16 protein-coding genes are annotated in these 13,918 nt (G+C 68.0%); 6 read left to right on the top strand and 10 right to left on the bottom strand.

Going from position 1 to position 13,918, the window contains the following annotated elements:
- Positions 1-69 precede the first annotated feature (69 nt).
- Positions 70-426 (bottom strand): DUF6481 family protein, encoded by a 357-nt coding sequence (locus JKF87_RS01330; RefSeq protein ID WP_201096623.1) that lies wholly within the window; start codon positions 424-426, stop codon positions 70-72.
- 225 nt (positions 427-651) lie between these two features.
- On the bottom strand, positions 652-837 hold the full coding sequence (locus JKF87_RS01325) for a hypothetical protein (protein WP_201096621.1): 186 nt from the start codon (positions 835-837) through the stop codon (positions 652-654).
- Positions 838-1,283: 446 nt separating this feature from the next.
- Between JKF87_RS01325 and JKF87_RS01320 the strand changes: the two genes are divergently transcribed.
- Positions 1,284-2,474, top strand: a complete 1,191-nt coding sequence (locus tag JKF87_RS01320; protein ID WP_236261014.1) for a cell wall hydrolase — start codon at positions 1,284-1,286, stop codon at positions 2,472-2,474.
- A gap of 27 nt (positions 2,475-2,501) precedes the next feature.
- Here the strand turns inward: JKF87_RS01320 and nadC are convergent, their stop codons facing one another.
- The 6 genes from nadC to JKF87_RS01290 form a co-directional block, all read right to left on the bottom strand.
- Positions 2,502-3,362 carry a carboxylating nicotinate-nucleotide diphosphorylase gene (gene nadC / locus JKF87_RS01315; RefSeq protein WP_201096619.1) on the bottom strand — a complete coding sequence of 287 codons (861 nt, stop codon included), beginning with the start codon at positions 3,360-3,362 and terminating at the stop codon, positions 2,502-2,504.
- Positions 3,359-4,879: an L-aspartate oxidase gene (locus tag JKF87_RS01310; protein WP_201096617.1), complete on the bottom strand. Its 1,521-nt coding sequence runs from the start codon at positions 4,877-4,879 to the stop codon at positions 3,359-3,361. Before JKF87_RS01310 ends, nadC begins: the two co-directional genes overlap by 4 nt.
- On the bottom strand, positions 4,876-5,739 hold the full coding sequence (locus JKF87_RS01305; protein ID WP_201096614.1) for a metalloprotease: 864 nt from the start codon (positions 5,737-5,739) through the stop codon (positions 4,876-4,878). Before JKF87_RS01305 ends, JKF87_RS01310 begins: the two co-directional genes overlap by 4 nt.
- Positions 5,740-5,799: 60 nt before the next feature.
- Complete coding sequence (gene nadA / locus JKF87_RS01300; protein ID WP_201096612.1) at positions 5,800-6,879, bottom strand: quinolinate synthase NadA; 1,080 nt, start codon at positions 6,877-6,879, stop codon at positions 5,800-5,802.
- Between the two features lie 85 nt (positions 6,880-6,964).
- A complete protein-coding gene (locus JKF87_RS01295) occupies positions 6,965-7,153 on the bottom strand; it encodes a helix-turn-helix transcriptional regulator (protein WP_317134887.1) in 189 nt (62 codons plus the stop codon).
- A 13-nt stretch (positions 7,154-7,166) separates the two neighbouring features.
- Positions 7,167-7,865 carry a hypothetical protein gene (locus JKF87_RS01290; protein ID WP_201096608.1) on the bottom strand — a complete coding sequence of 233 codons (699 nt, stop codon included), beginning with the start codon at positions 7,863-7,865 and terminating at the stop codon, positions 7,167-7,169.
- Positions 7,866-8,006: 141 nt separating this feature from the next.
- Between JKF87_RS01290 and JKF87_RS01285 the strand changes: the two genes are divergently transcribed.
- From JKF87_RS01285 to JKF87_RS01270, 4 genes are all read left to right on the top strand, one after another.
- The gene (locus tag JKF87_RS01285; RefSeq protein WP_201096606.1) at positions 8,007-8,342 is read left to right on the top strand and encodes a GIY-YIG nuclease family protein; all 336 of its coding nucleotides are present in this window, start codon (positions 8,007-8,009) and stop codon (positions 8,340-8,342) included.
- A 97-nt stretch (positions 8,343-8,439) separates the two neighbouring features.
- Positions 8,440-9,957, top strand: coding sequence for a threonine ammonia-lyase, biosynthetic (gene ilvA, locus JKF87_RS01280; protein WP_201096604.1), 1,518 nt, complete (start codon positions 8,440-8,442; stop codon positions 9,955-9,957).
- Positions 9,941-10,663 carry a LamG domain-containing protein gene (locus JKF87_RS01275; RefSeq protein WP_236261012.1) on the top strand — a complete coding sequence of 241 codons (723 nt, stop codon included), beginning with the start codon at positions 9,941-9,943 and terminating at the stop codon, positions 10,661-10,663. Before ilvA ends, JKF87_RS01275 begins: the two co-directional genes overlap by 17 nt.
- 67 nt (positions 10,664-10,730) lie before the next feature.
- Positions 10,731-11,540, top strand: coding sequence for a tetratricopeptide repeat protein (locus JKF87_RS01270; protein ID WP_201096602.1), 810 nt, complete (start codon positions 10,731-10,733; stop codon positions 11,538-11,540).
- Here JKF87_RS01270 and JKF87_RS01265 read toward each other — a convergent pair.
- A complete protein-coding gene (locus tag JKF87_RS01265) occupies positions 11,537-12,067 on the bottom strand; it encodes a methylated-DNA--[protein]-cysteine S-methyltransferase (RefSeq protein ID WP_236261011.1) in 531 nt (176 codons plus the stop codon). The genes JKF87_RS01270 and JKF87_RS01265 overlap by 4 nt on opposite strands.
- Positions 12,051-13,142, bottom strand: coding sequence for a bifunctional transcriptional activator/DNA repair enzyme AdaA (locus JKF87_RS01260; RefSeq protein WP_201097186.1), 1,092 nt, complete (start codon positions 13,140-13,142; stop codon positions 12,051-12,053). The genes JKF87_RS01265 and JKF87_RS01260 overlap by 17 nt, the downstream gene beginning before the upstream one ends.
- A 156-nt stretch (positions 13,143-13,298) precedes the next feature.
- Between JKF87_RS01260 and JKF87_RS01255 the strand changes: the two genes are divergently transcribed.
- On the top strand, positions 13,299-13,901 hold the full coding sequence (locus tag JKF87_RS01255; RefSeq protein WP_201096600.1) for a beta/gamma crystallin-related protein: 603 nt from the start codon (positions 13,299-13,301) through the stop codon (positions 13,899-13,901).
- The last annotated feature ends 17 nt before the right edge of the window (positions 13,902-13,918 follow it).

The following is a 13,918-nucleotide window of genomic DNA, read 5'->3' as shown; positions in this document are numbered from 1 at the left end:
TCAGGCAAAGAAAAACGCGCTGCAGAGGCGAATCCGCAGCGCGTCGATCCCTGAACAGACAGACCTGTCTTAGCGGCGCGCCTTGCGGGCGGCGTAGCGCGCGTCGCGCTTGGCCTTCTGCTCTTCCTTGGTCAGCTGCTTGCGCGCCTTGCGGTCGGCGCGCTTCTCGGCGTCGATCTCTTCCTGGGCCAGGCGTTCGGCCTCCAGACGGGCGGCTTCCTTTTCCGCCTTTTCACGGCGCAGCTCGGCCTTGGCCAGTTCGTGCTGTTGACGCAGGGCTTCCTTCTCGGCGGCGCGCTTTTCAGCGAGACGCTCGAATTCGGGGTCGGGGGCGGCGGCCTTCGGCTTGAACTTGGCGAGCAGGGCTTTCTTGGCTTCCTGCTGGGCGGTCAGGCGGTCGGTGAATCCGGTCTTCAAATCTTTCATGCGAAAGCGTTCAGGTTCCTTGTGGTCCGGCCGAAAGCGGCCGTCGGGGGGTCAGGCGGCGAAAACGCACGGCCGGAGCGGGCCGCACAAAACCGAAACCAGCGGCAAAATCAAGGTTCGTCATGAACGAACACGCGGCTTCGGGCGGATCGGGGGCCGATCCGCGCGCAGTGATGCAGATAGGTCGCGCCTCGCCAAAGGCAAGGGCGCGACCCCGTGCAGGCGTCAGTTGGGCTTCTGGGCCTGACCGACGGCGGTTCCAGCGGCGCCGCCCACGGCTGCGCCAACCGGGCCGCCGACGACGGCCCCCGCGACGGCGCCCGTGGCGGCCTTCTGTTCAACAGTGGCTCCGCAGGCAGCCAGCGCCAGGGCGCTGAAGACGGCGGCGGTCAAGACAATCGGACGGGTCATGTGTTTTTTCCTCCAGGGGCCAAGCTTCAACGTGAACCCGACAGGTTCGTTCCACCGCAAACAAACCACCGAATACAGAAGCCGACACGACGCGAACAAATGTCACAATTGGATAAGCTGACTTCAACGATATGGCGCAAATAACGAACAACCTGTGTGTATCGGAATACAGTATTCGCGCGATAGATTGTCCGAAATTAAACCAAATACGACCACAATCTCGGATAACCCGAAAAAATACCTATTGGTTTCTAGGCCTTATCCAACATCTTGCGAATCAACCACATTCCGGTCACAAATAGCGGTATATAGGCCCGTCCTCCGACGCCCGGGCCCATCGAGCCGAGCGCCGGATTTGCAGGCTGGAACAGCGACCGCAGAGTCGCCCGGCTGGCGAGACTACCCCGGGGGCTGCGTTTCTCGCCCTGCTTAACAGGACTACCTCGTTGTCGCATTCCTCGCAGACGCGCGGCGTTTCGCGTGCCGAACGTGTGGCCAAGATCAAGCCCATGACGGCGGCCGCGGCCTTTGGCGGGCTCGTGGGACTGGCGATCGGCAGCGCCTATCTGGGCGGCATGACGGCCCGCGCGACGACGCTGCGGGTCCAGGCTGAACGGATTCAGGGCGCCACCGCCGCCGGCTTCACCGAAGAAGCCCTGGCCGCCGCCGCAGGCGGTCTGGACGCCAGCGCCCTGACGATTGCAAGACGACACGACCCCTACACCAGCGCAGGCTCCGCCCAGCGCGACCGCCAGGCCGAGCTTCTGGCCGCCCGCCTCGAACAACTCCGCGCCCCTGCCGACAACGGCCTCCGCCAGGTCAACGTCACCGCACCGACCGGCGCGCGCCCCTTCCAGATGGATCACGCCCTGGACGCCAGCCGCGACCTGGATTGCCTGACCCAGGCTGTCTATTACGAAGCGCGCGGCGAAGGCCGCGACGGCATGAAGGCCGTGGCTCAGGTGGTCCTGAACCGCGTCCGCCACCCGGCCTTCCCCAAGACCATCTGCGGCGTCGTCTTCCAGGGCGCAGCACGGGGCACTGGCTGCCAGTTCTCCTTCACCTGCTCGGGCGTCATGCGCGGCGGCGTCAACCGCGCCGCCTGGGACCGCGCCCGCGCCGTGGCGTCCGGCGCCATGTCCGGCTCGGTCTTCGCCAGCGTCGGCAACGCCACCCATTTCCACACCACGGGCGTGTCGCCCACGTGGCGCAATTCTCTGATCCAGGTCGGCCAGGTGGGCAGCCACCTGTTCTATCGCTTCGGCGGCCGCTCGGGCTCCAGCGATGCGTTCAACTATGCGCCGCGTCCCTCCGCAGGGGGTGAGCAGCCGCGCCTGATCCAGGCCGGGATCAATCCGGTCGAGGCCGCCCGTCAGGCCGGACAGGCCGTGGCCTATTCGCTGGTCCTGGCCCAGGAAGGCCTGTCAGGGTCCGAAACCCCGCGCCCCGCCGCAGCGCCGGCCGCCGCCGCGCCCAAGGCCGAAACCCCGGCGCCCCGCGCACAAGCGCCGCAGACCGCCGCCCCGGTCGCCGCCGCCTCTGCACCGGCCCCGCGCCCTCAGCCTGCGGTTCAACCCGCCCGCGCCGCTCAGCCGACGCCCAAGACCGAGGCCGCCACGGCCGCTACGCCCGCCTGACATCATCGTAACTGGACGCGCCTGGCTTCAGAGCGCGTCCAGACCGATGTCCAGCACCGGCGCCGAATGGGTCAGCGCCCCGACCGAGATCACGTCCACGCCCGTCTCCGCGATGCCGCGCACGGTCGTCAGATCGACCCCGCCTGACGCCTCCAGCGTGATCCGGCCTGCCACCCGCGCCACCGCCGTGCGCAGGTCTGCCAGACTGAAGTTGTCCAGCATCACCACATCCGGCGCCGCGCCCTCGTCGATCAGGGCCAGAACCGCGTCCAGCTGATCCAGCCCGTCGACCTCGACCTCCACCTTCATCAGATGGGGCGCAAAGGCCCTGGCCCGGCGCACAGCCGGGGCGACTCCGCCGCAGACGGCGACGTGGTTGTCCTTGATCAGGATGGCGTCATCCAGCCCGAAGCGGTGATTGATCCCCCCGCCGCAGGCGACGGCGTGCTTCTCCAACGCGCGCAGGCCCGGCGTCGTCTTGCGCGTGTCGGCGATCCGCGCCTTCGTCCCCGCGACCGCCTCGACATAGGCGCGCGTCAGGGTGGCGACGCCCGACAACCGCCCCAGCAGGTTCAAGGCCGTGCGCTCCGCCGACAGAAACGCCCGCGCATCGGCCTCGACCACCGCCAGAACCGCCCCCGCCTCGAACGCCGCGCCGTCGCTCAAACGCACGTCCACGGTCGCCTTGGGGTCCAGCGCCAGAACGGTCAGACGCACCGCGCCGATCCCCGCCAGTACGCCGGGCTTTCTCGCCGCGAACGCCGCCTTCATGCGCGCGCCCTCGGGGATGCAGGCCAGGGCCGTCATGTCGCCCGCCCGGCCCAGATCCTCGGCCAGGGCCATCCGCACCACGGGTTCGATCATCAGATCAGGAAGGGTCCGCATCATTCCGCCACCGCCAGGATTGCGGGCTGCACCAGCCGCACCCGCGTATGTTCCGCCGCCGCCGCCGTCTCGGGATAGTCGGCGCGGTAATGCCCGCCCCGGCTCTCATGCCGGTCCAGCGCCGCCTGCACGATCAGCCGCGCCGCCAGCAGGGCCGCCGCCGGTCCATGCTGGCCCTCCAGCCGGTCGATCAGGGCGATCAGATGCGTCAGGCCCGCTTCGTCGCGCACCACGCCGGCATGATCCGTCATTCCCGCGCGCAGTTCCGCCATCGCTTCATCCGGCAGGTCCGGCCCCGCTGCGGCAGGCAGGGGCTTGCCGCCGCCCGCCTCGGCCGCCGCCGCCACGCCTGCGCGCCGCCCGAAGGTCGCCGCCTCCAGCAATGAATTGGACGCCAGACGGTTGGCGCCATGCACCCCCGTCGCCGCGCATTCGCCCACGGCGAACAGGCCCGGAACCGTCGTGCGTCCGTCCGCATCGGCGGCGATCCCGCCCATGTGATAGTGGCAGGCCGCCATCACCGGAATGGGGCTGACGCGCGGGTCCAGACCGGCGCGCATGCAGGCGGCGAACACCGCCGGAAACTCATGCGGGAAGGCCTCGCCTATGGCCGTGCGGGCGTCCAGATAGGCTCCGCGTCCCGAGGCCCGCGCCGCATGGACCGCCCGCGCCACCACGTCGCGCGGCTTCAGGTCCGCATCATCCTCTTCGCCCAGCAGAAACGCGCCCTGCCCGTCGATCAGCCGCGCGCCCTCGCCGCGCAGGGCCTCGGTGGCCAGGGGCGCGGGGTCCAATCCGACATCAATGGCCGTGGGGTGGAACTGCACGAACTCGGGATCGAGGATTTCAGCCCCCGCCAACGCCGCCAGCGCCATGCCCTCGCCCTTCAGGGCCGCAGGCGTCGTCGTCGCCGCGAACAGGCCGCCCGCCCCGCCGGTGGCCAGCACCACCGCCGTCGCCGTGATCTGGGTCAGCTTTCCGCCCGGCCCGCGCGCCACCAGCGCCCCGACCACCCGTCCGTCGGCGTCCCGCAGCAGACCCTTCAGCCGCGCGTCGTCCCAGACCTCGATCCGCTTCTCGGCCCGAACGGCGGCCACGATGGCCGTCAGGATCGCCCGGCCCGCGCCGTCGCCGCCGACCCGCGCCACCCGCGCGACCGAATGGGCCGCCTCCAGACTGACGACGAAGCCGCCGTCGGCGTCCCGGTCGAACGGCGCGCCCAGAGCCGCCAGCCACTCCACCGTCTCGCGTCCGTTTTCCGTCAGGGCGCGCGTGGCCGCGGCCTCGACCAGACCGGCGCCCGCCGCCTCAGTGTCCCGGGCATGGCGTTCGGCGGAATCCTCCGCCGTCAGGGCCGCCGCCATGCCTCCCTGCGCCCAGGCCGACGAACAGGCGTTCAGCAAGGGCTCCGGCGTGACCACCAGCACCTTTGCTCCAGCCTTCGCCGCCTCCAGCGCGGCCGACAGCCCCGCCAGACCTGCGCCGACGACCAGAGGCCCGTCATGTCGAACTCGGCTCACACGTGTACTCCGATATAGTTCAGGCCGAACTTCACGGCCTCGACCGCCGATCCGTCGGCCAGAGGCAGCAGGGCGCCGATCGCCGCCCCCGCACAGACCGCCGCCGTCGCCAGAAACAGGCCCAGGCTCTTGCCCGCCTCGGGCCAGCTCAGTTGGCCCCATTCCTCACGCCAGACGCCGCGCTTCAGATGGCCGAAGACCGAAATGGCCAGAAACACCGCCAGGATGTAGCGCCCCGTCGAGACGCCCCACAGCACCACCCCGACCCCGATGGCCAGCAGCACCAGATGCTCCAGTCGCGGATGCACCCGCGCCAGCACCGGCCCCAGCGCCTTTGACCCGTCCAGCGGCGGCGCAGGCAGCAGGTTCACCAGATTGAGCATGGCGATGAAGAAGGCGCCCAACAGCCACTCGCCCTGACCTGTTATGGCCCACAGGCCCACGAACGGGACCATGGCCAGAAGCCCGAACGCGGGGCCCGCCAGCGACACCAGCACCCCGTGCCACTCGCTCTGGGGCGCCCTTTGCCCCTTGGCCAGGCCGCCCAGGAAGGGGATGATATAGATGCGCGCCGGGCCCATCCCGACCTTGTTCATCGCCAGGACGTGTCCGTATTCGTGGACGAACAGGCCGAACACCACCGCCACCGACACGACCCAGCTGCCGGTGATCCACCACAGGAAGCCGCCCATCAGCAGGGTGGAGATCACGGCCCAGCCGGGGCTCTGGCCCTTGTCCAGCGCGCCGGTTTCGGACTGCGGCCCACGCAAGTCCTTGGGCGCGTCCTTGCGCACGGCCAGGTCTTCAGGCTTGGGATCCCAGGGACCGGGACGGCGGATAGGTGTGTCGATGTCGCTCATGGCGTCCAGATGGGCGCACGCGACCCTTCCGCACAGGGGACGGATCGCCGCGCCATGGCCTTAGATCAGCTCAACGGCGACGTGGTGTTTGGCCTTGATCAGGTCATAGCGCGCCGGGACGACGGGCGGCGGCAAGTCGATCATCCGCTGCACGGCCTGACGCCCGCGTTCGATCATATCCTTCGGCACGGTCACCTCGAACTGCATGTGCAGCAGGCAGTCCCGGATGTTCTCCAGCGTGATCCGCTTCATGTGCGGGCACAGGTTGCACGGGCCGATGAACTGCACGCCCGGAACGTCGCCCGCGACGTTCGACGCCATCGAACATTCGGTGATCATGACCACCTGTTTGGGCCGTCTGGCCTCGACATAGTCGATCATCGCCGCCGTCGATCCGGCGAAGTCCGCCGCCGCCATCACGTCCTCGGGGCATTCGGGGTGGGCCAGGATTTCAGCGCCCGGATAGGCGGCGCGCATCTCGACGATGTCGGCGGCGGTGAAGCGTTCGTGCACCTCGCACCGGCCCTTCCAGGCGATGACGCCGACCGTGGTCTGGGCGGCGACATTGCGGGCCAGATATTCGTCGGGGATCAGGATGACGCGGTCCACGCCCCATTCCTTGGCCGCCCATTCCACCACCTGCACGGCGTTGGCGCTGGTGCAGCAGATGTCGGTCTCGGCCTTCACGTCCGCCGTGGTGTTCACATAGGTCACGACCGGCAGACCGGGATAGCGCTGCTTGATCAGCCGCACGTCGGCGCCCGTGATCGACGACGCCAGCGAACAGCCCGCGCGCAGGTCGGGGATCAGCACGGTCTTTTCCGGCGACAGGATCTTCGACGTCTCGGCCATGAAATGCACGCCCGCCTGGACGATCACCTTGGCGTCAGACCGCGCGGCCTCCTTGGCCAGTCCCAAACTGTCGCCGACATAGTCGCCGACCCCGTGGAAGACCTCGGGCGTCATATAGTTGTGGGCCAGGATGACGGCGTTGCGCTCAACCTTCAGCCGGTTGATTTCGCTGATCAACCGGGCCTGTTCGGGCCATTCCAGCGGGGTGACGTGGTCCTTGACCTTGGCCCACACGCCGGCGGTCTCCCGCTCCAGTTCCTTCGTCAGACCAAAGGCGCCATCCGCCATGACCATCCTCCCACAACCCTTATGCTCAAAGTTAGCATAAGCAGGAACAATGTAGGCCGATGCGGCTGGCGCGCAAGTCACAACTTTAATCGCTCAGTTCGAACAGTGCGCCCAACGGCGCGTCCAGCGCCTTCGCCAAGGTCAGGGCCACCACGACCGAGGGCGTGAAAATGCGGTTCTCGATGGTGTTCACCGTCTTGCGGGAAACCCCGGCCCGATCCGCCAGCTCCTGCTGGGTCAAACCGGCCGCCGTGCGCACTTCTTTCAAACGCACGATCAATCTGGGCTCAGCCACGTGACGCCTGCCGGTCCAGCCACCAGTAACGAAGCGCGGCGGTGAGCGCCGAAATCTCGAATACGACAGGCATCCCCGCCGTCGCCAACGGCGCATTGATAAGACCTGCAATATAGACCCCGGCCATCGCGGCCAAAGCCGCCACAAAAGACCAGGTGACGGCGCTGCGCCGGAAATGGATCGTCAGTTCGTCAGCATCTTTCTCGGCGGCGCCTGGTCGCCTCTGCACCCTCTTGCCGCTCAAGATCATTTTGATGACGACGGCTGGCAGGGCCAAAGAAACCACCGCCGCCTGCCAGTCCACCAGATCGCCATTCTGTAATGCGATCTGCCACGCCGCCCTCGCACCGAACGTCATGTACAGCAGGCCAAACGCCGCCATAACGACAACTTGCAACGCCTCGGCGCTCTGCACCTGATCTCGGTCCCAGGCCTCCCTGAGCGCATCTCGATCAGCGTCACGACGCCCCCAAAGGTCGAAGAACAGCAGGCACGTCAGCCCAAGGACAATCAGAGACAGGGAAAGGGCGACCATCGCCACCAGAGGCGGCACTGGGTTTTGAAACGCCATGACCATCAAGATCAAAGCCCCCGCCGCCAAACAGCCCAGCATCACCCCCTCGCGCCGGTGTCGTATCAAGCGCGCGCTCACCAGCGCTTTTCGTTTTTCGACCTCGACCTGATCCACCATGTCCATGCACTCAATAATGATACCTGCAGGTTACATATAACCTACAGGTTACACTCGCAACCAAATTATCTTGCTGGCGACGCTAGATATTTACCCGGATTATATTATCTGGCATTTGACCCGGATAAATAGGAGATCGCCATGACTGGCGCCGCACGCAAAGACCTGATCGCCGCCTACAAGGACCGCCCCACGATCGCGGGGGTGTTCGCCGTCATCTGCACCGCCACCGGCCAGACCTGGGTGGGGCAGAGCCGCCATATCGACACCCAGCAGAACGGCCTGTGGTTCGCGCTAAAACAGGGCGCCAGCCCCTTCGCCTCGCTCCAGCAGGCGTGGAAGGCGCATACGCCAGAGGATTTCCGCTTCGAACAGCTGGACCGGCTGTCGCCCGATCTGTCGGACATGGCGCGCAAGGACGAGCTAAAGAAACGCGCCGCCCTGTGGGCCAACCGGCTGCAGGCCGACCTGATCTGACCGCGCCCGAGGTCCGGCACCGTTTTTGCTCGACCTTGGACGCACACGCCCCTATCGACACATTCAATCCGGGCAGCGCCTCAAATTCGATAGAAACGTGCAAGACACCATCCGCCGCATCCTGACCGCCCGCGTGTACGACGTGGCGGAGGAGACCCCGCTTGATCCGCTGCGCCGCCTGTCGGCGCGGCTGGACCGGCCCGTCCTGCTGAAACGCGAGGACCTGCAGCCGGTCTTCTCGTTCAAGATCCGCGGCGCCTACAACAAGATCGCCAACCTGTCTGAGGCGGAGCTGGCGCGCGGCGTCATCTGCGCCTCGGCGGGCAATCATGCGCAAGGGGTGGCCCTGGCCGCCGCGCGTCGCAACACGCCCGCGACCATCGTCATGCCGACCACCACGCCGGGCATCAAGGTCGCCGCCGTGCGCGCCCTGGGCGGCGAGGTCGTGCTGCATGGCGACAGCTTCGACGAGGCCTATGCCCACGCCCGCCATCTGGAGGCCCAGACCGGCGCCGCCTTCATCCACCCCTTCGACGATCCCGACGTGATCGCGGGGCAAGGCACCGTCGGGCTGGAGATCGCCCGCCAGCACGCCGACCCTATCGAGGCCGTCTTCGTGCCCATCGGCGGCGGCGGTCTGGCGGCGGGGGTTGCGGCCATACTGAAGTTCCTGCGTCCCGAAACCCGCGTCATCGGCGTCGAGCCGGTGGACGCCCCGACCATGAAATCAGCCATCGACGCAGGCGAGGTGGTCGCCCTGAACGAAGTCGGCCTGTTCGCCGACGGGGTCGCCGTGCGCCGTGCGGGCGACCAGACCTTCGCCCTGTGCAACGCGTTGCTGGACGAGATCGTGCTGGTGGACACCGACGCCATCTGCGCCGCCATCAAGGACATCTTCGACGACAGCCGCGCCATCGCCGAACCGTCCGGCGCCGTAGCCCTGGCGGGGCTGAAGGCCTGGTCCGCCGCCCATCCGGGATCGGGCAGCCTGATCGCCATCAACTCGGGCGCCAACGTCAACTTCGACCGCCTGCGCCACGTCGCCGAACGGGCCGAGATCGGCGAGGGCGCCGAGGCCCTGCTGGCCGTGGCGATGAAGGACGACCGCGACGACTACCGCCGCTTCCTGAACAGCCTGGACGGCCGCTCGGTGACCGAGTTCAACTATCGCTGGTCCGGCGACGGCCTGGCCCAGATCTTCGTCGGCGTGGCCCTGCGCAACGGGCCTCACGAACGCGATGATCTTATCCAGAGCCTGCGCGCGGGGGGCTATGCGGTCGAGGACATGAGCGACAACGAGACGGCGAAACTGCACGTCCGCTACATGGTCGGCGGGCGCACCGTCGGCCTGCCGCACGAACGCATATTGCGCTTCCAGTTCCCCGAACGGCCGGGCGCCTTCCTGCGCTTCCTCAACAGCCTGCAGCCGGCCTGGGCCATGACCCTGTTCCACTATCGCAACCACGGCGACGATGTGGGCCGGGTGCTGGCGGGCATCTGCGTACCGCCGCAGGAACAGCATCTGTTGGAGGACGCCCTGGCCCTGCTGGGCTATCCCTATGTCGATGAGACCGCCAACCCCGCCTGCCGCCTGTTCCTTGACGGCGTCGCCTGACGAAAGTGCGTTCCGTCTCAGCCGACGGGCGCTGCTGGCCGCGCCCGTCGGCCTGAGCGCCTGCGCCGCCCTGCCCCAAACCGGCCGGCCCCGCGCGGGCTTGGCGGCGGACCAGACCGTCTGGACCTTCGACCGGCTGTCCGACATCGGCGGTTTCAGAACCACGGTCGAGGGGGCGCCGCGCCTGATCGACAGCCCGTGGGGTCAGGCCGTCTGGTTCGATGGCGCGAACGACGCCCTGTTCATCGACAATCATCCGCTGGCGGGCGCCAGGACCTTCACCTTCGAAGCCCTGTTCCGCCCCGACGGCGGCGCCTTTGAACAGCGCTGGTTCCATCTGGAAAGCGACCCCGCGCCAGATGCGCCCGAGGCGCGGATGCTGTTCGAGGTGAGGGTCGTCGAACAGGGCTGGTATCTGGACACCTTCGCCTTCGGTCCCGGCTATCGCCAGCCGTTGATCTTCCCCGACCGCATCCACCCGCTGGGCCAGTGGAGCCATGTGGCCCAGACCTTCGACGGCGCGACCTACCGCGCCTATGTCAACGGCGTGCTGCAGGGTGAGGCGCCGCTGGCCTTCAAGCCGCAGGGACCGGGCCGCGCCTCGGTCGGCATCCGCATCACCCGCGCCTATCCGTTCCGCGGCGCCGTCCGCCAGGGCCGCTTCACCCCCGCCGCCCTGCCGCCGGAACGGTTCACCATGGGCTGAAGCCCACCTCGCCAAATACGGGTATTCATGCTTACTCTGGCGTTCCAAACAGACAGGAACGCACTTCATGTTTCGCATCCTGGCCGCCAGCCTTGTGCTCGCCACCGCGCCCTTGAGCGTTTCCGCACCCGCAACCGCTCAGACGGCGCAGCTTCGCGCCGCCAACTTCCAGACCCGTCAGGAGGTTCGCGACGCTCAGACCTATGACCGTGCAATCAAGGATTTTCAGTCGCGCGGCTATGCGGGTCTGACCCGCCATCTGCCCGCTCTACGCGCTGCGTTTGACCGCATGCCTGACGACTATGCCCAGGTGGTCGTTCAGCATGAAACAAGCGTCGCGCGCCTGAGCGACGGCGGCGACGTCTTGCTGATGATGGTCATGCTGTCCGCGCCCGACGATACCGGCAAGTCCCGGGCCGCCATCACGCTTGCGAATGTCTATGGCGACATCGCCCTTCTGCTGGCCTCTGAGGCTGTGGAAGGCCGACGCTACGACGAAGCCCTCGCCTATCTGGACCGCGCCCTGAAGATCCAACCGGCCAACTGGCTGCTGCTCTCGGAAAAAATCGTCGCCCTGCAAGGCGCGCAACGTTGGGACGAGGCTCTGGCCCTTGCCGACGAAGCTCTGGACAGCGACGACATCCTGCTGACCTTGCACGATGATGCCTTTCATCGCCGACGCGGTTTCAGCCTGATCGAACTGGGCCGTCTGGATGAAGCCAAGGCCGCCTATGAGGCCGCGCTGGCCATTGACGAGGATGACGCCAACGCCAAGCGTGAGTTGGACTACATCAACAAGCTTCAGGCGGGTGCGCCGCCGACGGCGATCAACTTCGTCGCCCCCGCATCGACAACCCCGCCTCAGCCGCTGAATTAAATCAGCCGCCCGCCCGCTTCGTGCGCCAGAAGCCAGCGCTTGCGCTCCAGCCCGCCGGCATAGCCGGTCAGGGTTCCGTTCGCGCCGATCACCCGGTGGCACGGCACGATGACGGCGATGGGGTTGGACCCGTTGGCCAGGCCCACGGCCCGCACCGCCCTGGGCGATCCGACCGCCTGCGCCAGCCGTCCATAGGTCCAGGTCTCGCCTGCCGGAATGGTGCGCAGCGCCCGCCAGACCGACCGTTGGAAATCGGTGCCGCCGGTCTTCACCTCGACGCCGTCGAACGCCGACAGATCGCCGCCGAAATAGGCCTGAACCGCCCGCCGCACAGGCTCGGGCGCAGGACCGGGAACCAGGGTCACCTCGCCATAATGGCGGCGCAGCAGGCGCAGAAACCGCGCCTCATAGTCATGAAAGTCCAGCGCCCGCACCGCGCCCTGGGCGTCGGTCGCCACCAGAACCTCGCCGACCGGAGATCCGATGCGGTCCAGCGTCAGGATCAGGTTTTCAAGCGGCTTCGTCATCACGCGTCTCCTTGATCGTGTTCCAGTACAGCGCCCCATAGGCGCGCCACGGCCTCCAGTGTTCCGCCCGCGCCGTCAGGGCCGCATCCGTCGTCGCCAGCCGGTCGCTGGGCGCATCCTCGCCCGCGTCGATCCAGTCTCCGGGCGGGCGCAGACCGGGCCGCGCCTCTATCGCCGCCGCCAGCGCCGGATCGTGCGAAAGGTCATGGGCGATGGCCTCTGGGTCGGCGGCCAGATCAAACACCCGCCGCACCCGCGCCAGAACCCCCGGCAGGGCCTTCAGCTCGGACACCCGCGCCTGGACCGCCAGCCGGTTCGCCGCGCCCGGCTGGACCGACACCGAGCCCTGCGTCCCGTCCGTGTCCGGCGTCAGGCGCCGCGTCCAGACGCCTGCCTCGACCGCCTCGTCGTCCGCGTCCCGCGCGCCCAGGGCCGCGATCATCGCGCCCCAGTCATAGGGCGGGCGATAGGCCAGACTGATCCGCACCGCCTCGCCGCGCGCCTCGTTCACCGTGCGACGGCGCAGTTCGGAAGGCGGGCGGCCGTACAGGGCCTGGAATGTTTCGTTGAACCGCCTGACGCTGCCGAAGCCGGACGCCATCGCCACCTCGGCCATCGACAGGTCGCTGTCGTGGATCAGTTGTTTGGCCAGCAGCACCCGCCGCGTCTGGGCCACGCTGACCGGGGCCGCGCCCAGATGCTGGCGGAACAGGCGGCGCAGATGCCGTTCGCCCACGCCCAGCCGCGCCGCCAGCGCATCGGCGTCCCCCGTATCCAGCGCCCCCGCCTCGATCAGGGCCAGGGCTCGGCTGACGGTGTTGGAGGTGCCGCGCCAGGCGCCCATCTCGGGCGCCGTCTCGGGCCTGCATCTCAGACAGGCGCGCAGACCCGCCTCCTGCGCCGCCGCCGCCGTGGGGTGAAACACCACATTGCCGCGATTGGGCGTCCGCGCCGGACACACCGGGCGGCAATAGATCCCCGTCGACAGCACGCCGGTGAAGAACCGCCCGTCGAACCGGGCGTCCCGCGCCACCACGGCGCGCCAGCAGGCTTCCTGATCCAGCATCTGTTCCATGTCGGACAAGATGGGCGCTCGCCCGCCTCATGTCTCGCGGTTTTCGGACATGGATCGCCTGCACCGATGTTCAAGCCCAGCGAGATTCGATTCGCGCTCAGATCGCGACAGGCATAGCCTCACCCCGTCTGCACATAAAAAAGAGGGAGTAACGCCGTGGTTCGCCTGCCTCATCTCGTTGTCATCGGCGCCGTCGCCGCGATGGCTTTCAGCGCCTCCGCCCAGCAACGCACCAGTCCGCCCCGCCCGCCCGGCGGCGGCGTTCCCCCCGGCTCGTACCAGCAGACCTGTCGGGGCATATCCCTGAACGGCAATCTGCTGCGCGCCCAATGCACCAATGAACGAGGCGCGCCTGTCTCCTCGACCCTGGACACCAACAGCTGTCGCGGCAGCGACATCCGCAACGACAACGGTTATCTGCGCTGCGGTCCTGGCGGCGGCGGTCCTCGCCCGCCCGTGCCGCCCGGCCCCGGCCCACGCCCGCCTGAGCCTCCGCGTCCCCCGTCCGGCGGCGCGTTCGAAGTCATCGCCTACACCCGCGCCAACTACAGCGGGCAGCAGCTTCGCATCCGCCACCCCATCGACAATCTGGCCGACCATCGCGGCTTCAACGACAATATCCGCTCGATCCGGGTCATCCGCGGCCGGGTTCAGATCTGCGAAGACGCCCGCTATCGCGGACGCTGCACCACGATCAGCCGCTCAACCGGCGATCTGAACCGTGTCGGCATGGCCAACAGGGTCTCCTCGATCCGCTGACCTGCACCGGCCCCGGC

The organism is Brevundimonas nasdae (genome assembly GCF_016654005.1).
GTDB classification, from domain to species: Bacteria; Pseudomonadota; Alphaproteobacteria; order Caulobacterales; family Caulobacteraceae; genus Brevundimonas; species Brevundimonas nasdae.
This window is presented reverse-complemented; position numbering and strand designations above follow the sequence as displayed.

Bases quoted from the DNA above. Each gene is read 5' to 3' on its own strand.
- JKF87_RS01330 (WP_201096623.1), bottom strand. From the start codon at position 426: ATGAAAGATTTGAAGACCGGATTCACCGACCGCCTGACCGCCCAGCAG.
- JKF87_RS01325 (WP_201096621.1), bottom strand. From the start codon at position 837: ATGACCCGTCCGATTGTCTTGACCGCCGCCGTCTTCAGCGCCCTGGCG.
- nadC (WP_201096619.1), bottom strand. From the start codon at position 3,362: ATGATGCGGACCCTTCCTGATCTGATGATCGAACCCGTGGTGCGGATG.
- JKF87_RS01305 (WP_201096614.1), bottom strand. From the start codon at position 5,739: ATGAGCGACATCGACACACCTATCCGCCGTCCCGGTCCCTGGGATCCC.
- nadA (WP_201096612.1), bottom strand. From the start codon at position 6,879: ATGGCGGATGGCGCCTTTGGTCTGACGAAGGAACTGGAGCGGGAGACC.
- JKF87_RS01290 (WP_201096608.1), bottom strand. From the start codon at position 7,865: ATGGTGGATCAGGTCGAGGTCGAAAAACGAAAAGCGCTGGTGAGCGCG.
- JKF87_RS01285 (WP_201096606.1), top strand. From the start codon at position 8,007: ATGACTGGCGCCGCACGCAAAGACCTGATCGCCGCCTACAAGGACCGC.
- JKF87_RS01270 (WP_201096602.1), top strand. From the start codon at position 10,731: ATGTTTCGCATCCTGGCCGCCAGCCTTGTGCTCGCCACCGCGCCCTTG.
- JKF87_RS01265 (WP_236261011.1), bottom strand. From the start codon at position 12,067: ATGACGAAGCCGCTTGAAAACCTGATCCTGACGCTGGACCGCATCGGA.
- JKF87_RS01260 (WP_201097186.1), bottom strand. From the start codon at position 13,142: ATGGAACAGATGCTGGATCAGGAAGCCTGCTGGCGCGCCGTGGTGGCG.